Annotated in this window: 13 protein-coding genes; 3 read left to right on the forward strand and 10 right to left on the reverse strand. The window is 53.1% G+C overall.

The features are described 5' to 3' along the window. Positions 1–225: 225 nt before the first annotated feature. From C3Z11_RS08890 to guaB, 3 genes are all read right to left on the reverse strand, one after another. On the reverse strand, positions 226–2,289 hold the full coding sequence (locus tag C3Z11_RS08890) for a P-loop ATPase, Sll1717 family (RefSeq protein WP_262927309.1): 2,064 nt from the start codon (positions 2,287–2,289) through the stop codon (positions 226–228). A 246-nt stretch (positions 2,290–2,535) separates the two neighbouring features. After that, positions 2,536–4,110 carry a glutamine-hydrolyzing GMP synthase gene (guaA, locus tag C3Z11_RS08895; protein ID WP_106477556.1) on the reverse strand — a complete coding sequence of 525 codons (1,575 nt, stop codon included), beginning with the start codon at positions 4,108–4,110 and terminating at the stop codon, positions 2,536–2,538. A gap of 105 nt (positions 4,111–4,215) precedes the next feature. After that, positions 4,216–5,685 (reverse strand): IMP dehydrogenase, encoded by a 1,470-nt coding sequence (guaB, locus tag C3Z11_RS08900; RefSeq protein ID WP_106477782.1) that lies wholly within the window; start codon positions 5,683–5,685, stop codon positions 4,216–4,218. Between the two features lie 203 nt (positions 5,686–5,888). Here guaB and xseA point away from each other — a divergent pair, with 203 nt between their 5' ends. After that, positions 5,889–7,247, forward strand: a complete 1,359-nt coding sequence (xseA, locus tag C3Z11_RS08905; RefSeq protein WP_106477557.1) for an exodeoxyribonuclease VII large subunit — start codon at positions 5,889–5,891, stop codon at positions 7,245–7,247. An 82-nt stretch (positions 7,248–7,329) separates the two neighbouring features. Here the strand turns inward: xseA and glrR are convergent, their stop codons facing one another. The 6 genes from glrR to C3Z11_RS08935 all read right to left on the reverse strand — a co-directional run bounded on the left by glrR (position 7,330) and on the right by C3Z11_RS08935 (position 15,130). Further along, positions 7,330–8,682: a two-component system response regulator GlrR gene (gene glrR / locus C3Z11_RS08910; protein ID WP_106477558.1), complete on the reverse strand. Its 1,353-nt coding sequence runs from the start codon at positions 8,680–8,682 to the stop codon at positions 7,330–7,332. Between the two features lie 24 nt (positions 8,683–8,706). After that, a complete protein-coding gene (locus C3Z11_RS08915) occupies positions 8,707–9,249 on the reverse strand; it encodes a hypothetical protein (RefSeq protein ID WP_106477559.1) in 543 nt (180 codons plus the stop codon). An 8-nt stretch (positions 9,250–9,257) separates the two neighbouring features. Next, a complete protein-coding gene (locus C3Z11_RS08920; RefSeq protein ID WP_106477560.1) occupies positions 9,258–10,763 on the reverse strand; it encodes a sensor histidine kinase in 1,506 nt (501 codons plus the stop codon). Positions 10,764–11,676: 913 nt separating this feature from the next. Next, positions 11,677–12,990: an amino-acid N-acetyltransferase gene (gene argA, locus C3Z11_RS08925; protein WP_106477561.1), complete on the reverse strand. Its 1,314-nt coding sequence runs from the start codon at positions 12,988–12,990 to the stop codon at positions 11,677–11,679. A gap of 138 nt (positions 12,991–13,128) precedes the next feature. After that, a complete protein-coding gene (locus tag C3Z11_RS08930; protein ID WP_106477562.1) occupies positions 13,129–14,397 on the reverse strand; it encodes an inorganic phosphate transporter in 1,269 nt (422 codons plus the stop codon). A 52-nt stretch (positions 14,398–14,449) separates the two neighbouring features. Continuing rightward, positions 14,450–15,130, reverse strand: coding sequence for a TIGR00153 family protein (locus tag C3Z11_RS08935; RefSeq protein WP_106477563.1), 681 nt, complete (start codon positions 15,128–15,130; stop codon positions 14,450–14,452). A gap of 111 nt (positions 15,131–15,241) precedes the next feature. On the opposite strand from C3Z11_RS08935, the gene C3Z11_RS08940 reads away from it, so the two are divergent. After that, the gene (locus tag C3Z11_RS08940) at positions 15,242–16,132 is read left to right on the forward strand and encodes a CYTH domain-containing protein (RefSeq protein WP_106477564.1); all 891 of its coding nucleotides are present in this window, start codon (positions 15,242–15,244) and stop codon (positions 16,130–16,132) included. A 199-nt stretch (positions 16,133–16,331) separates the two neighbouring features. Next, positions 16,332–17,255: an ion transporter gene (locus C3Z11_RS08945; RefSeq protein WP_106477565.1), complete on the forward strand. Its 924-nt coding sequence runs from the start codon at positions 16,332–16,334 to the stop codon at positions 17,253–17,255. A 65-nt stretch (positions 17,256–17,320) separates the two neighbouring features. Here C3Z11_RS08945 and C3Z11_RS08950 read toward each other — a convergent pair whose 3' ends face one another. Beyond that, positions 17,321–17,947 (reverse strand): L-threonylcarbamoyladenylate synthase, encoded by a 627-nt coding sequence (locus C3Z11_RS08950; protein WP_106477566.1) that lies wholly within the window; start codon positions 17,945–17,947, stop codon positions 17,321–17,323. Positions 17,948–17,954 lie beyond the last annotated feature (7 nt).

Consider the following 17,954-nt stretch of genomic DNA (forward strand, 5'->3'; position numbering starts at 1 on the left):
CTAACAACATCTTCGAGCAATTGTATGATTCAGTAGCGTTGCTTTTTTGATGCTTTCGAGATTTCCGATCTCGACCACACATGAAGCCGCACACCAAGTACGTTCGCAAGAACTGCATCCACATTTCACCGGCCTTTAGAGCCGATGGCATCATTGGTGACTAGACGTACCAATCAAGAGCATGAACAAAATGACCTTTCTTAAGAACGCATCAGATATAACTATTCATTTATATTTCGCTGAAAAATATCTTCTTATATACGTATCAACAAGAGAATTAAGCTCTTTATCCAAAGCATCATGTTTCTGCGGACTTCTAATTTTTCGAAGATGTTTTTCTATGAACTTACACGAAAGCTTTACCACAAGCTTATTATGATTACAGTATAATTCTTTTGCCCAATTAAGTTCACGATCTTTTGTCAAGTTATTACTATGATCTCTTGTTATTATAAACGCAATACTTCCATAGTCATTGCATAAGTAACTATTTACCTGCCTATACTCAGAAGCTGATAAATCTCTATAGTTCTTGACTTCAAACACAACCTGCCTTGTTTTATAGTCTTGTAGAACTCTTTCCCAAAACTTTGTTTCACCCAAATTAGTCCCGACTATATCTCTTTGTTGAAGTCCATTTTTATTAGGGTTAGCCTCAACGTTGCACAATACTCCTGCAAAAATTATTTTTATTGCTTTAAGGCACCATCCTTCAAAATCATAAGCACCATTTTTTCCTTCAGAAATTGCTTCAAGCTCTGATAGGAGAGCGCCTATTTTCTGGTTCCTTTGCTCCTTGGATACAGAGGTAACTTCGATATCGTATTCATCATGAATGTCTTCAGCCTCGTCTAACTTTAACTCAGACTGCGTTGTTGACAACGCAAGCCAATAGCACGGATGTATAAGAAGCCGAGCACTATCTTCAAAATCACGATCAGGGTCTTTACCATCATGACAAAAAACAAATGACGCCGATTGATCATTATAAATACCTAAAAAACCAATACTATATAATCGCTGAAGAACTTCTTTAGGGTTACCAATTATAAATATGTCTTGCTGCTTTTCTTTCTCAAATTCATCCTTACCTAATATGAGGTTAACTTTTCCTATAGCAGAGGACACACTTACTTCCGAAGTAGAGCCGTAAAAAGCCGAAGTAAATTCTTCTAGCGATGGAAATATATATTCATACTCTTTATGTAGGTCAGAAAGCCTATTGATAGATATTGATTTGGCTGTAACTTCAATATCATCTAAAATTATTTCTTGCCTATTATGACTATTAGCTCTTAAAAATGCTTCATTAAGCAAAACCAAAATATCTCTAGGTCTATACAGCGTCAGCTTTAATGCCGTTCGGAAACCCTCATTTCCTTTTAAATCTCTAACTGCATACTTATTCCAAACTCGGATGTTATTTTCAATACCACAGTCAAATGCAACTCTAAATCTGTTACAGACCATATTGAATAGATTATATTCATCCCAATGCAATCTATGCGTCTGTCCCTCAATATTTCTTGTGAAATCGGGATCTAATTTTGAAATAGCTCTATATATATTATCTCTTACAAAAGCAAAAGCTATCACTCTTTCATTAATTTTTGTTTTTATATCTATAACCGCCTGAACAAATCCATCTACAATTGCCACTCCCAAATTATCAGGACTATATCCTTCGTCTAATTTATCAGCGAATATCACATAACTTACATTTGACTTTTCAAGTGCTTCACAAAGCACTTCTTCTATTAAATCTAGTTCTAGGGCGTCGGATAAATCTGCAATCCTAGATTGCGGACTTTGATTTTCTACAAATATCGATCTTAACTTAATTCTTACCTTTGAGGTTATACCCTTTCGTTTAGCCCCCCATGATGAAAGGTGATCTTTTATAGATGCCACATCCAAATTCTTCTGATACTTATAATGCGAAGCAATATCAGAAATAACCTCCATATATATAGCATATCGCCATGCCATTTTAGTACCAGCTTTTATATGCAAGTATTTCTCGCCGAAAAGTTCAAAAATATCTCTCAAACCAATAATCTGCTCTTCTTCTGGAGCTATTTTTATTACGACAGTTTTAGGCTTATTTGACCAATGATTTGCAAGTTTATGAGCTAAAGCGCTTTTCCCTGTACCGCGCCTACCAACTACGATAGGCCTATCATAAGATTCCAAAAGCGCCTTATAATCGGAAGACTCCCAAAAAGCAGAATCAAGCATTTTTGTATCTTGCTCTGCTCTTACATCCCCTAGAATATTACCTTTTATCATTTCAATCCCTATTTTTTAATATAATATTTTAAATATCATTAATGCGTTTTTTAGACAAAGTAACGCATGCCAATTAATATACGGTATAAGTAATTGAATTATTTTTCATGCATTTGATAATATATTTAATAGTTAAACCAATATTGTTACATATAGCAACAAAAAAGCCTGCCGGTAAAGGCAGGCTTTCGTATGAGACGGTTGATGCGGTGGGGCTAGACGGTCCTCGCCTACCCTACTCGGCTATCACTCCCACTCGATCGTCGCGGGCGGCTTACTGCTCACGTCATACGTCACCCGCGATACGCCGCTGATCTCGTTGATGATGCGGTTGGAGACTTTCTCCAGCAGCTCATACGGCAGGTGCGCCCAGCGGGCAGTCATAAAGTCGATGGTTTCCACCGCGCGCAGCGCGATGACCCATTCGTAGCGGCGGCCATCCCCTACTACACCGACCGACTTGACCGGCAGGAACACGGCGAACGCCTGGCTGGTCTTGTGGTACCAGTCGGCGTTGTGCAGCTCTTCGATGAAGATGGCGTCGGCTTCGCGCAGAATGTCGGCGTACTCCTTCTTCACTTCGCCGAGGATGCGCACCCCGAGGCCCGGCCCCGGGAAGGGGTGACGGTAGACCATGTCATACGGCAGGCCGAGCTCCAAGCCAAGCTTGCGCACCTCGTCCTTGAACAGCTCGCGCAGCGGCTCGACCAGCTGCATCTTCATCGTTTCGGGCAGGCCACCAACGTTGTGATGCGACTTGATCACGTGCGCCTTGCCGGTCTTGGAGGCGGCGGACTCGATCACGTCGGGGTAGATGGTGCCCTGGGCGAGGAAGTCGACATCGGTGAGCTTGACGGCTTCAGCGTCGAACACGTCGATGAAGGTGTTGCCGATCGCCTTGCGCTTGGCTTCCGGGTCGCTGACGCCTTTGAGCTTGCCAAGAAACTGCTCTTCGGCATCGACACGAATCACCTTGACGCCCATGTGCCTGGCGAAGGTTTCCATTACCTGGTCGCCTTCGTTCTTGCGCAACAGGCCGTTGTCGACGAATACGCAGGTCAACTGATCGCCGATCGCCTTGTGCAGCAGCGCGGCAACCACAGATGAATCGACCCCGCCAGAGAGGCCGAGCAGCACCTTGCGCTCACCGACCTGCTCCTGCACGCGGGCGGCCAAATCTTCAATGATGCGCGCCGGGGTCCATAGCTGTTCGCACTGGCAGATCTCGACTACAAAGCGCTCAAGAATGCGCTGGCCCTGCAGCGAGTGGGTCACCTCGGGGTGGAACTGCACGCCGTAGAAGTTCTTCTCTTCCCACGCCATGGCGGCGATCGGGCAGCTGGGTGTCGAAGCGGTGATGGTGAAGGTTTCGGGTACCTCGCCAACCTTGTCACCGTGGCTCATCCACACATCAAGCAGCGGCTTGCCGGCGTCATCGAGGTGGTCCTTGATGCCGTTCAGCAGGCGATCTTCCTGATCGATGCGAATCTGGGCGTAGCCGAATTCACGCACGTTGGAGCCGATGGTACGCCCGCCGAGCTGTTCCGCCATGGTCTGCATGCCGTAGCAGATGCCGAACACCGGCAGGCCGAGTTCGAACACGCTTTGCGGCGCACGCGGTGAGCCAAGTTCCGTCACGGACTCAGGACCGCCGGAGAGGATGATGCCGTTGGGGGCGAACTCGCGGATCTCGTCTTCGGTGATGTCGAAGGCGCGCACTTCGGAGTAGACGCCGATCTCACGCACGCGGCGGGCAATGAGCTGCGTATACTGCGAGCCGAAATCGAGGATAAGAATCTTGTGGGAATGGATATCGGTCATGATGGCCCCTTAGGCGTCCACTCATAAAATCTAAACGCGAAGCGGGAATCCAGAGATTCCCGCTTCGCTTGCACTATCTATCTACTCAACCCGCGTGGTTGCTGATCAACCAACGCGATAGTTGGGCGCTTCCTTGGTGATCTGCACGTCATGAACGTGAGATTCAGCAAAGCCTGCGCCGGTAATCTGGACAAACTGCGGCTTGGTGCGCATCTCTTCGATATCGCGGCAGCCGGTGTAGCCCATTGATGAGCGCAGCCCACCCATCAGCTGATGGACGATGGCGCTCATCATGCCCTTGTAGGGCACACGGCCTTCGATACCTTCCGGCACCAGTTTTTCGGCCCCTTCAGCCTTGTCCTGGAAGTAGCGATCCGCCGAGCCCTGGCTCTGTGACATCGCACCCATCGAGCCCATGCCGCGGTAAGCCTTGTAAGTGCGGCCCTGGTAGAGTTCAACTTCGCCCGGTGCTTCTTCGGTACCGGCGAGCAACCCACCAATCATCACACAGTTGGCGCCCGCGACGATGGCCTTGGAAATATCGCCGGAGAAGCGAATACCACCATCGGCGATCAGCGGAATATCGAACGACTTGAGCGCCTCAGCGACGTTGGCGACCGCTGAAATCTGCGGCACGCCGACACCGGCAACAATACGCGTGGTGCAGATCGAACCGGGGCCGATGCCGACCTTGACCGCATCGGCGCCGGCTTCGGCCAGCGCTTTTGCCGCTTCGGCGGTAGCGATGTTGCCGCCGATGACCTGAACGTTGGGGTAGTGTTCCTTGACCCAACGAACACGGTCAATCACGCCCTTGGAATGACCATGTGCGGTATCAACCACGATCACATCGACACCGGCTTCGGCCAGCGCAGCAATACGATCAGGCGTCTCAGCGCCGGTACCTACGGCAGCCCCCGCCAGCAGACGGCCATCGCTGTCTTTAGCGGCGAACGGATACGTACGCGCCTTTTCGATATCGCGCACAGTGACCAACCCACTCAAGCGGAACTGATCATCGACGATCAGAATCTTCTCGATGCGGTTTTCCTGCAGCTTGGTCTTGATCACGTCAAGCGTGGTGCCTTCCGGCACAGTGACCAGCTTCTCGCGCGGGGTCATGATCGCCTCGACGCTGTCGCCGATATCGGGCTGGAAGCGCATGTCACGCCCGGTCACGATACCGATCAGCGTCTCGCCTTCCACTACCGGGAAGCCGGAATAGCCGTATTCTTCGGCCATCGCCAGCAGGTCCTTGAGCTTGGCCTTGGGGCTAACGGTTACCGGGTCCTTGACGATGACGCTCTCATGCTTCTTGACCTTGCGAACCTCCGCCGCCTGCTGGGCAATGGTCATGTTCTTGTGGATGATGCCAATGCCGCCTTCCTGTGCCATGGCAATGGCCAGGCGCGCTTCGGTCACGGTATCCATCGCAGAAGACAAGAGCGGAATATTCAGGCTGATGTTGCGAGTCAGGCGGGACTTGAGGCTGACGTCTTTTGGCAGAACGTCGGAGTAGCCGGGGACGAGTAATACGTCGTCGAACGTAAGAGCTTCTTGCGCTATACGTAGCATATCGGAAATGCCCAATGCGAGTTATCGGTGCGGAGGGGAAAAGTAATCCGTTATTGTAAACCCTGCCTTGTCCACACACAATCTCAGCCAGAGCAGCGTCGTCGCATCCTACTATTATCAGTAGCATGTATCCGTGGCATGTAGCAGCGGCATGCGTCGAGCCAAAGCCCCTTTTATCATCTTGTCATCAGCATAGAGGCGTCATGTTTTCAGGCCGTAGACCGTCTACTCCCGCAGCCGGCAGCGAGCGCACGTTGAGCGTTGCTGAACTTAATCGCCAGGCGCGCCTGTTGCTTGAAGGCGAGCTGGGGGAACTCTGGGTAGAAGGTGAAATCTCGGGGCTTTCCCGCCCATCTTCAGGGCACGTCTATTTCACCCTCAAGGATGACCGTGCTCAGGTGCGCTGCGCACTGTTTCGTAACCGTGCCCGTTTTGTCGGTGCGCCGATGCGTGAAGGCGATTTGATCCGCGTGCGCGCCAAGATTTCGATATTCGAACCGCGTGGCGACTACCAGTTGATCGTCGAAGCGGTACAAGGTGCCGGACGCGGTGCCATGCTCGCCGCGCTGGAAGCATTGAAGCAACGCCTGCAGGACGAAGGCGTGTTTGCCAATGAGCGCGCCCTGCCCTATCCGCCGCGCCACCTGGGGATCATTACCTCGGGCACCGGCGCGGCGATTCGCGACGTACTCGCCGTGCTTGGCGAGCGCTGGCCAGCTATTAACGTCAGCGTATTGCCAGTGCCGGTGCAGGGCAGTGAGGCCAGTGGCGCGATTATTCGCGCCATTGCGCTGGCTAACCGTGACGGCCGCTTCGACGCGCTACTGATCACTCGCGGCGGCGGTAGCCTTGAGGATTTGTGGAGTTTCAACGACGAACATCTGGCACGCGCAATTTTTCATTCCCGTTTGCCGGTAATGTCTGCAGTGGGTCACGAAGTCGATTTTACACTGGCCGATTTTGCCGCTGACGTGCGCGCACCCACCCCCTCCGCAGCCGCCGAACGGCTGGTGCCTGATCAACACGACATTCAGAGCCGACTCGATACGCTGACCCAGCGTTTAAGCCGTGCCCAGCGTCACCTGCTCGACCAGCAGCAACAGCGTCTTGACCATACACGTTCACGCTTGCGTCATCCCGGCGAGCGGCTGCTTGATCAGCGTCGTCGTACTCGGGAGCTTGAACAACGCATGCAGCGCGCCTTGCGCCAGCGCCTTGGCGCTGAACACCGCCGCCTTGAGCATGTCGAGATGCGGCTGATGCGGCAGACACCCGAGCGACGCCTAACGCTGGCGAGAGAACACGCCGAAGAGTTACAGGCACGCCTTTATGCCGCCCTGCCGCGGCAGTTGCGCAGCCAACGTGAACGGTTGGAAAGTATTGCCCGTCAACTCAACGCCGTTAGCCCACTCGGTGTGTTGGGCCGCGGCTATGCGATTGTTGAAAACAGCGAACGTCAGGTAGTACGCCGCGCTCAGGATACTACACCGGGCCAGCAGCTCAGCGTGCGGCTTGGGGAAGGCAGGCTCAAGGTAGAAGTGAAGCGGCGTCTGAAACAGTAAGGCACCCACACAAGTGCCGTCACGCCAAACGCCGCGTTCAAACGTCATGAGCCGATGACCACGCTTCAGATCATGACAGCGGTTATTGCTCAACGCTGTCTTTGAACATGGCGGGTTCGAGGTTGTGGCGTGATAGCAGCTTGTAGAAATCGGTGCGGTTGCGGCCCGCGATCTTGGCAGCCTGAGTCACATTGCCATCGGTGATCTTCAATACCTTGATCAGATAGCTGCGCTCGAAGCTTGATCGTGCCTCATTGAATGAGGGTAGCTTGTTTTCCTCGGTAGCCAGCGCTTGCGCGACCAGCCCGCGAGGAATGATCGGTGAACTGGAGAGCGCCACGCACTGTTCAACGACATTGACGAGTTGCCGCACGTTGCCAGGCCAGGCACTGGCTGCCAGTTGCTCCATCGCCTCAGGCGAGAATCCCTTGATGAACGGCTTGTGACGCGCCGCAATCTTGTCGAGCAGATGCTTGGCCAATAGCGGCACATCCTCAGCACGATCTTTTAAGGGGGGCAGACGCAGATTGACCACGTTGAGGCGATAGTAAAGATCCTCGCGGAAATCGCCCTCACGCATGGCAAGATCAAGATCGCGATGAGTCGCGGAAATGATACGCACATCAATAGGAATTGAGCGCGTGCTGCCTAGCGGCCGCACCTGACGCTCCTGCAAAGCACGCAGCAGTTTGACCTGCAGCGCCAGCGGCATATCGCCAATCTCATCGAGAAACAGCGTGCCGCCATTGGCGGCCTGGAACAGGCCTTCATGGGCGTTGACTGCCCCGGTAAAGGCGCCCTTGGCGTGACCGAACAGCTCACTTTCCAGTAATTGTTCAGGCAGCGCGCCACAGTTGATCGCAATAAAGGGATGATCGGCGCGTACGCTCGCCTTGTGAATGGCATTAGCGAGCAGCTCTTTGCCGCTACCGCTTGGCCCGGTTACCAATACGCTGACATCGGCACTCGCGACTAAACGCGCCTGTTCGAGCACCTGCTCCATTTTCACGCTGCGCGTAATGATATCGGCGCGCCAGGTGGCCTCCGCATCATTCGTGTTGGGGGTCTGGATCAGTGCTTCATCGACCGCAGCAAAAAGCTCATCTTTATCGACTGGCTTGGTCAGAAAGCTGAACACGCCCTGGCGGGTCGCACTGACCGCTTCAGAAATCGATCCGTGTGCGGTCAGAATAATGACGGGTAATCCGGGCTGGCAACTCTGGATTTCACCGAACAGTGCCATGCCGTCCATTTCATCCATGCGCAGGTCGGATAACACGAGATCAGGGCGTTCATTGGCAATACAGGCGAGCGCTTCACGCCCGCTTAGCGCCGTGGTTACGCGATAACCACGGCTTTCAAGACGCATACCTAGCAACTTGAGCAGGCTGGCATCGTCATCGACCAATAACAGGTGGGCAGAGCCGAGCGTCACACGAAACTCCTTTGACGCGCCGCCTCAAGGATTATTGCGACGCGCGTTCATACTTTCTTCAATTGCGGTGAGCGCCTCGAGCTTTTTACTCAATTGTGCATTTTTTTCCTGCAATTCCTTGATCTGCTGACGCTGACGGTCACCGCGCTGATGAGTGTCGGCTAAATCACGACGAGCCTCGAGCTCATTAAGCCACTGTCGGAGCAAAGGCTGCAACATGAGAGGAGCATCGTTCATCTCGGCATGATAGATAGCAGAGGCTTCTTTCCAGTGCGATGGGGTATCCCATGACAGCACAACGGCACGCACCAGCTGGGAGCGCGTATCGTTACCCGAATATTCCGTCAGCTTCTCTTCGCGCCACTGCTCATCACCGCTTTGCGCCTGAAGGCCAAAGGTAACCCACGTGGGTAGCAGGCAAGCGCCTTCGACCAGGGCAGGCGCACCACTGAAATAACAGTTGGAGGCAGACTCTTCGACGACAGGCGCAGTATCAAGTGATTGGCAACCACTGATCAGCAGCACCACACTTAACCCCATCCCAATGAGCGATGACTTGTAATTCATAAGACCGTTCAGTTCCTTATCGGCGTGCGTTCCTGCGATGAGACGCGTTCGCTTTCTGTATTATCATTTTCTACTACCCAAGGCAGGGTCAAACGGAAACAAACATCTGCCTCGTTATTTTCATCATCGACCAGCGCCAGGGTACCTTGCTGGGCAAGCGCACTTTCTGCGGCGACTGAAAGACCAATGCCTGAACCTTTAAGTGGCCCCTTGCGCCGGGCGCCGCCCTGATAGAACGGCTCAAACAACCGGGGGCGGTCATTTTCGGTAATCGGCGTGCCGGTGTTGGCCACTTCCACTACGAGATAACGTTCATCCTGAACCCGGGCACGAATCCATAATTTACCGCCGTCCTCACCATATGCGATGGCATTTGAGACAAGGTTATCGAGAATTCGTGCCGTTCTCACTCGGTCAGCATGCCAATAAATGGGTTTCTTGAGCCAATGCGCTTCCATTCCCTTCTGTTCAAGCGCAAGGCGATGCTTGGAAATCACTTCCTGAACGACAGTAATAAGATCAAACTTTGTCAGCATTAAACGGCGATTTTGCTGCAAGAGATTGTAATCAAGCAGCTGCTCGATAAGTGTCTGCAATTCCTGACTACTATCATCGAGCAACAGCACAATCTCGCGCTGGCGCGGGGTCAGCTCACCGACGATGCCATCAGCAAGCAGGCCTGCGCCTTCACGAATACTGGCCAGTGGCGTTTTGAGTTCATGCGACATATGGCGCAGGAACTGCTGCTTCTGCGCTTCAAGCTCCTGCAGACGAGATGACAGCCACGATAGACGCTCGCCCAGATTGACCAATTCCGCCGGGCCATTAATGTGCTGGGCATCCTCAGGCTCGCCCCCACTGCCGATACTCAGTATGCGGCGCTCAAGCTGGCGAATCGGCCGAATAATCAACCAGGTAAAAAACAGGATCAGCAATAAACTGAGTGACACAAGCGCGGTGGTTTGCAGCCACAGCTGCCCCTTGACCTCACGCGCACGGGCGCGGATGTTATCGATTCTGGCATCAATCAGCCGTGCCGTATCGTTTACCAGCGTATCGGTATCCTGGGAAAACTGGGTGAATTCCGTCAATCGGTTACGGAATTCATCGATTGGTGTCTGAGGAAGCGTTTGTAACGCATTAAGCTGCTGACGAAGCGATTCTAGCGTAGCGTCGCCTTCCAGAAGGCGAGCATGAGCGTCAAGTAACTCGCCATATTGCTGAGCCTTTTCCGCATAGATCGTCATCAGCCCACTGTCTTCGAGCACGGCATATTGACGAGCACTACGCTCCATGGAGAGCGAGAGATTGGAGAGCTCTCGTGCCCTTCTGGTTTGATCAACTGCCTGACGAGCACTGACATCAGCAAGCTCCGACAGCTCCGACAGCTCCGACAGGGCTTGTCCGGCCTGAAAGATCAGTACGGCAATGGGTAGCATGACCATAGCGAAGGCCAGCAGTATTAACTGGGGCAGCGAGCGGGGACGCCAGCGACGGGAAGCCTGATTAGCCATCGATAGAGTTCTGTTTAGAAAAGCGTGGATGTCATTTAGCTGGTTTTTACAGCATAACAGAGTTGCTTGAAATAACGTCATCACAACACAAAAAAACGCTATTAATACATTGAATACATAACGTCTGTTATTTATGGGGTTTTGGGCTTTTTGACAGGCATAAAAAAGGGCCGGCAATGCCGGCCCCAAGGTACGCAGGGAACTGAAGGGTCAAGTGATCACTTTTTGACGATTCGCCTGGCCACACGCCTCAAAGTGAACGACGGGCCCGAAGGCCCTCGAAGCCACAGGAATCGGAATATTCACATCCAGGTTTTCCGATTCCCTTGGATAATCCACATCATCCAAAGCTTCGTCCGGCAGGTCCATCACCATAGTGATGGACCAAATTCTTCCCCGAGGGGAGTGGCGTCCATGCCAAGGCATCCTTGCCTGTACGGTATCAATCCATGCCTTAACGGCGATACCTGTCTCATCGCAACCTGAGTGCATAACGCGTGGAGCTGACACATGACAGGAAGACCAGCCGCATCGCACAGGGAAGGATGTGCGACTGCGTCAACCTGCCGAAGAATGAGCGGGCTTATACATCATTCTTCATGCTCGCTATGAATATAGCGAATGCCGTGCCATATAGATAAAAATGCTTTCAAAACAACAACATAATTAATCAAGTTCAAATTTATCTCATCAGGTCGTATGTTAAACGACGACCATGGCCACTTATATGTCTCGAAAAGGCGACACCTAAACCAATAGGCAGAACAATACCTTTTGAAATCAATAGTTTAAGTAGTAGCTAAAAAGCGACACTAGCCGCAGGCAGAGTCGTTAAAAAGCGACACCTTGTCCAGAACCACAAAAACCGCGAATGAATTCACGGTTTTTATAGAAAACACTACCGACGTGCCGGTCAGGTGAGCTGCTTGATAAGTACCTTGGAGTTGCGCGAGTGGTTATACGCAAGTTTGCGGTTTTCCGGCAGCTCATCCACATTGCCAAGGCGAAAATCGTGTTCAAGAAACCAGTGAGCCGTATGCGTTGTCAGCGAAAACAGCTGTGATAACCCCCGCCGTTTGGCCTCGCGCTCGATCTCGGCCAGCAGAATGTCACCGCGCGCCCCGCCCTGGTAGGCACCATGCACCGCCACACATGCCAACTCTCCCATACCGGCTTCCGGGAAAGGATGCAGAGCGGCGCAACCAATCACCATGCCATCGCGATCGATGACGATATAATCATCAATGGCATGCTCCAGACGTTCCCGCGAACGGGCTATAAGAATGCCCTTCTCTTCCAATGGGTTCAGCAACTCAAGCAATCCTGCAATATCTTCAAGCCGCGCGCGGCGCAGTTGCTCGTAACGATCTCGCGTAATCATCGTGCCCACGCCATCTCGCGTAAACAGCTCGCCGAGCAGTGCATCATGATCATGCCAGGAAATAAGGTGTGTTCGCGCCACACCGTGACGAGCAGCCTGACAAGCCGCTAGAAGGTGCCGCGCCAGTTCACTTTCAGGCGGGCAGCGTACCGCCACTTCTTCCGCTTCCGTCGGTGCCAGCTGGCGTTGCAGGCGGCCATCGCCATCACTTAACCCCCTCGCCTCACCGATCACGATCAGCTTGTCCGCTTTCAAGGCAATTGCGGTCTGCTGAGCGATTTCAGAGGCGTCTAAGTCAAATACCTCACCGGTGCTCGAATAGCCCAGCGGTGGCAGCACAACCAGCGCTCTTTGCGACAGCAGCGCCTCGATCGCGGGGGCTCGGATACGCCGCACCTCGCCGCCATGAATGAAATCGACACCCTCCCGAACGCCCAGCGGTTTCGCCATGACCAGATTACCGCTCACCGCAGTGAGCTCTACACCATGTAGCGGGGTATTGGGCAAGCCCAGCGAAAGACGCGCTTCGATAGCCAGACGCAACGTGGCAACCTCACGCTCGATGATGGCCATCATGTCCTGGTTTACGACGAAACGCCCTTGATGTGGTTGGGGCTCAAGTCCGATGTGGGCAAAGGCCTCGCGCACCTGAGCGCGCACCCCCAGCACCAGCACCAGGCGTACCCCAAGCGTATGCAACAGCGCCAGGTCCTGAATGAGGGCATCTCGTCGCTCTTCACGCAACGCCTCACCCTCGATCAGGATGACAAAGGTTCGCCCCCGATGTGCATTGATATACGGCGAAGAATTGCGAAACCAATCGGCGAAAGGAAACGAGGTGTCCAACAGAAGCGCTCCAACGTTGTTGATTATCGAAATACCACTATATCAGAGCCACTAACCGGTAGAGCAGGCGGTAAAACACCGAGGCAATAAAAAGGCGGCACAAATGTGCCGCCTCATGGCTACAGTCTTTTATTGTCTCTAACCAAACATGCCTTTGAACATGAAGAAAAAGACAATCGATAGTCCCGCGCCTGCTGGCAAGGTCACCAACCAGGAAATCGCGATCGAGCCAAGCACGCGCAAATTCAGCGCGCGCATGCCACGTGCCAGGCCTACACCAAGCACCGCACCGACTAGCGTGTGCGTGGTCGAGATCGGCAACCCTGTGCCCGAGGCAACCACCACCGTGATAGCCGTTGCCAGTGTCGCTGCAAAACCACGGCTCGGTGTAAGCTCAGTGATGCCCGTGCCCACCGTGGCAATGACGCGATGGCCATAGGTCACCAGGCCGATGACGATCCCGCCACCGCCCAGCACTAAAATCCACCACGGCATGGCGGCGGAGGCATCGATAACGCCCTGATTGCTGACCACACTGACCACCGCCGCAAGAGGACCAACAGCATTGGCGACATCGTTGGAACCATGCGCGAAGGCCATCGCGCAGGCAGTAAACATCATCAGTATGCCAAAGATACGCTCGACACTGGCAAAACTGAAATTATCGCCAGAATTGCGTCGCTCACGCCCGATACGCCGCTCAAGTAAAATACCGATCAGCATGATGACTGCGCCGATACCCGCAGCCAGCGTCAGGCTATCGAGGAAGGAAAGCGTAAGCCCAACGTGGCTGAGACCCTTGACCAGCGTGACCATCGAAACGATGAAACCGACCAGGAACATGTAACCCGGCACGTAGCGCTTGGCCGCGGCGAACGGATCGCTATTTTCGAAGATTAAATGCTGAATCGACTTGAACAACACAAACGAGATGAAGCCAGCCGTTATCGGTGAAATCAGCCAGCTCGATACAATCTGGCCCACCTTGCTCCAGTGCACGGACTCCGGCCCCAGCCCTGCCACAGCGAAGCCAACGATCGCCCCCACGATGGAGTGAGTCGTCGACACCGGCCAGCCGTTTTTTGAAGCAATCATCAACCAGATAGCCGCAGCCAACAGCGAGGCCAACATGCCGTAAACGAGATATTCAGGTCTTTCTTTCAACAACTCAGGATCAATAATTCCATTACGAATGGTGGCCGTCACCTCACCACCGGCCAACCAGGCCCCCAGAAACTCGAAGATGACGGCGATAATGATCGCCTGGCGAATAGTAATGGCTTTGGAGCCAACTGATGTTCCCATGGCGTTTGCGACGTCATTGGCACCTACCCCCCAGGCCATGAACAGACCGAAGGCGCAAGCCAGAATAATGAATACGTCGCTATACTGCGCGATGATGGTCATAGGCAGATAATCGTTTTAATGTCCGGACATGAAAAACCCGCAGGATCTAAACTCAGCGGGCCATAAGAATTTGCAGGCGTGCTCCGACGCGCTCGGCGCGATCAGAAAGCTCGCCAATCCAGTCAATGATTTGATAAAGAAACATCACATCGACAGGCGGCAAATCAGCTTCAAGCGCAAATAGCTGGCGCCTGACCGCGATCTGAAGATCGTCGGCCTTGTGCTCAAGCTGATGCAGGTCGCGAATCTGAGTAATCAGCAGATCAGACACGTTGCGTCCAAATCCTGATTCCAGCAGATCATCAAGATCGTACAGGGCCTTACGCGCCTGATGCACCGTCGCGATCGCCGTCTGCAAGTATTCGCGCATTGGTGTGACCATGGGTTCAGGCACAGACATGCAGCGCCCTAACATGATCCCGGCGATATCCTTGACCTTATTGGCGATCTCATCCTGTACTCGAATCAGCTCAAGCAGGTCGGAGCGTGGCACAGGCAGAAACATACTGTTAGGCAGATTCATGCGCAGGCGTGTCTTGAGCTCATCTGCCTCATGTTCGCCCTGACTGATAGCGTTACGGATTTCATCCGCTTTCTTCCAGTCATGAGCAAGTGCAGCATCGAAGAACACTGCTAACAGGTCAGCGCACTCGGACGTCTTGACGATGTGTTCAAGCAGCGGCTGAAATGGCGAACGACCAAATAGCGCAGAAAAAGGGTTAGTTGTTACCATGATGAACGTCAGCACGTTAGGAATGGCAGCGTCAGTATATAAACTGCGCGCGGCTTCGTCATAAAAATTTCACATTGAGCGTAAACACGCTAATTTCCGGACCCTCTTATTATGGCGCATGAAATCGAATTGAAACTCGCACTGGGTGAATCCGGCCCAGCACAATTGCATCGCCATCCCCTGCTCATCGGGCAGGATGCGCAACTTCATGAGTTCATCAATATCTATTTCGACACCCCCTCACGGACTTTGGAAAAAGAGCGTATCGCGCTGCGCCTGCGCTCAGAGGGCGATGCTGTCAGGCAAACAGTCAAGACGGCAGGCAGCGGCCAGGGCGGACTGCATACGCGTGGCGAATGGGAATGGGACGTTAGCGGACATGCGCTCGATTTCACTGGATTGCGTGGCTTGCCGCTTGCCACGTTTCAGGACGAAGCCTTGCTGAATGCGTTGCAGCCCGCCTACCGCACTGACTTCAAGCGCGTCACCTGGCTAATCAAGCACGGCGACGCCACGATTGAACTTGCACTTGATCAGGGCGAGGTCATTGCCGGAGAAAGACGCTGCGCTATTCGCGAACTGGAACTGGAGCTAAAAGAGGGCGAACAATCAGCCTTGTGGACCTTGGCCGAGATGCTAACCGATAGTGTCGCTCTGCGCCCGGCCAATATGAGCAAGGCCGCACGCGCCGTCGCTTTACGTGACAACACATGGGATGAAACGGCCACAGTGCCTGCTCAGGCACAGCCAGCCACACAACAGCCTCTGCTTTATGTCGAGCATGCGATTACGGCGCTGGATGCCTACACCGATACTAACGATGAACAGTTCATCGCCCGTGCACGTGAAGCGTTTGCCGCCGTCGCACAGCATGACGAGACAGCAATCGCTCAGCCTGCAGCATCATTACATCAGGCCTTGACCGGAAAAGACTGGCTTACCCCGGCGTTTGGCAAACGTTTCCTCAGCCTACTGGCGCAATTGGCCTCCCGATCACAGTAAGGAAATGACAGCGCCTCAACGCTGCATGCGTCATGATAAAACCATGATATGCGTCGTTCTTTGCCAAGACAGTTACCGTATCGAGATGCCGTTTGGAAATAGCAGCCAGGCCGGAAAATAAATGTTTCGAATGTAAGATGATCTTACAGGCTCAACCCTTCGCTACGCTGTAGGCTTGAAATTATGTTAAGGAGCTGTTGTGCCCTCTTCACCACATGAACTTAACCATCGCGAACACTTGTTCAAGATTATCTTCGAAGCGGACACTCGCGCTGGAAAGATTTTCGATATCGCACTTATTACAGTGATTCTGTTAAGTGTCATCGTGGTCATGCTGGATAGTGTGCCCGGTCTCAATGCACGCTATGCCAAGCAATTTTTTGTCTTGGAGTGGGTATTTACCGGGCTATTCACGATCGAATATATCGCTCGCCTGTACTGTATTAACCAGCCGACGCGCTATGCCCGCAGCTTCTACGGCGTTATCGATCTGTTAAGTATCTTGCCCAGTTGGATAAGCCTGGTGATTCCCGGCGCTCAAACGCTGTTAGTGGTACGTATTCTGCGCGTCATGCGTGTTTTCCGCATATTAAGGTTGATGGGCTTTGTGGGTGAAGGGCAGATGCTGGTACAGGCGCTGCAGCGCAGTCAGCGCAAGATCCTGATGTTTCTGGTCACCATTTTATCGCTCATTACTATTTTCGGCTCGTGCATGTATCTCATCGAGCCTGCCGAAGCGGGATTTACCAGCATTCCCCGGGCGCTGTACTGGGCAGTCGTAACGCTAACCACAGTTGGCTATGGCGATATTGCACCGGTAACGCCGCTCGGTCAATTTCTCTCGTCCATCATGATGATACTGGGCTATTCCATTATCGCCGTGCCTACCGGCGTGTTTTCCGCCGAAGTCATGCGTGCGATGCGATACGAAAACGAATCCGACGAAACCTGCCCCGGCTGTGGCCATGAGGGACATGCCAAGGACGCTCGCTACTGTAAGCGCTGTGGCACCTGGCTTGATGAAACCACCACCGACCCCAGGAAAGAGCGCAAGGACAAGAAGAACAAGGACACAACAGATGAGGAGGATGATAAGGAAGGTGCGGCCAGCCATCACACCTAGCCCGATCAGGCGCCAGTACCGAGCGTGGAGTAAAGCGTCTCGGTACTGACTCAGTACTGAGGCGTTCAGTCAGTCTCGAACGGCGCGGTATCCCCCCGCCCTTCGCGAACGATAGTGGGCGGTAGCTCACGCAGATCCACCACGGTGGTCGGCTCAAGATGACAGGCACCGCCATCGATGATCAAATCAAGCTGCGCCCCGAAACGATCGCGGATATCTTCCGCGTCGGTCATGGGTAACTCTTCGTCTACCGGGATGAACGTTACGCTCATCAGCGGCCCCCCCAGCACTTCCAGCAGATCATGGGTAATCCGATGGTCGGGAACACGTACCCCGATCGAGCGGCGTTTGGGGTGCAGCAACAGGCGCGGCACTTCATTGGTCGCATTAAGAATATAAGTATAGGGCCCCGGCGTGTACGCCTTGAGCAGCCTGAACACTCGGTTATCTACCTTGGCATAGGTGCCTATCTCGGAGAGATCCGAACACATCAACGTGAAGTTGTGCTTGTCATCGAGCGCCCGCAGGCGCTTGATTCTCTCAATGGCCTTCTTCTCGCCCAAGCTGCACCCTAAGGCATAACCCGAATCGGTCGGATAGGCGATGACACCGCCACCGCGGATGATATCAACCGACTGTTGAATCAGACGCTTCTGTGGCGTTTCGGGGTGTAACTGAAAAAACTGGCTCATGAGAACG

It is taken from the genome of Phytohalomonas tamaricis (assembly GCF_003012345.1).
Taxonomy (GTDB): domain Bacteria; phylum Pseudomonadota; class Gammaproteobacteria; order Pseudomonadales; family Halomonadaceae; genus Phytohalomonas; species Phytohalomonas tamaricis.

Bases quoted from the DNA above. Each gene is read 5' to 3' on its own strand.
- guaB (WP_106477782.1), bottom strand. From the start codon at position 5,685: ATGCTACGTATAGCGCAAGAAGCTCTTACGTTCGACGACGTATTACTC.
- C3Z11_RS08890 (WP_262927309.1), bottom strand. From the start codon at position 2,289: ATGATAAAAGGTAATATTCTAGGGGATGTAAGAGCAGAGCAAGATACA.
- C3Z11_RS08915 (WP_106477559.1), bottom strand. From the start codon at position 9,249: ATGAATTACAAGTCATCGCTCATTGGGATGGGGTTAAGTGTGGTGCTG.
- C3Z11_RS08940 (WP_106477564.1), top strand. From the start codon at position 15,242: ATGGCGCATGAAATCGAATTGAAACTCGCACTGGGTGAATCCGGCCCA.
- C3Z11_RS08935 (WP_106477563.1), bottom strand. From the start codon at position 15,130: ATGGTAACAACTAACCCTTTTTCTGCGCTATTTGGTCGTTCGCCATTT.
- C3Z11_RS08930 (WP_106477562.1), bottom strand. From the start codon at position 14,397: ATGACCATCATCGCGCAGTATAGCGACGTATTCATTATTCTGGCTTGC.
- xseA (WP_106477557.1), top strand. From the start codon at position 5,889: ATGTTTTCAGGCCGTAGACCGTCTACTCCCGCAGCCGGCAGCGAGCGC.
- guaA (WP_106477556.1), bottom strand. From the start codon at position 4,110: ATGACCGATATCCATTCCCACAAGATTCTTATCCTCGATTTCGGCTCG.
- C3Z11_RS08920 (WP_106477560.1), bottom strand. From the start codon at position 10,763: ATGGCTAATCAGGCTTCCCGTCGCTGGCGTCCCCGCTCGCTGCCCCAG.
- C3Z11_RS08950 (WP_106477566.1), bottom strand. From the start codon at position 17,947: ATGAGCCAGTTTTTTCAGTTACACCCCGAAACGCCACAGAAGCGTCTG.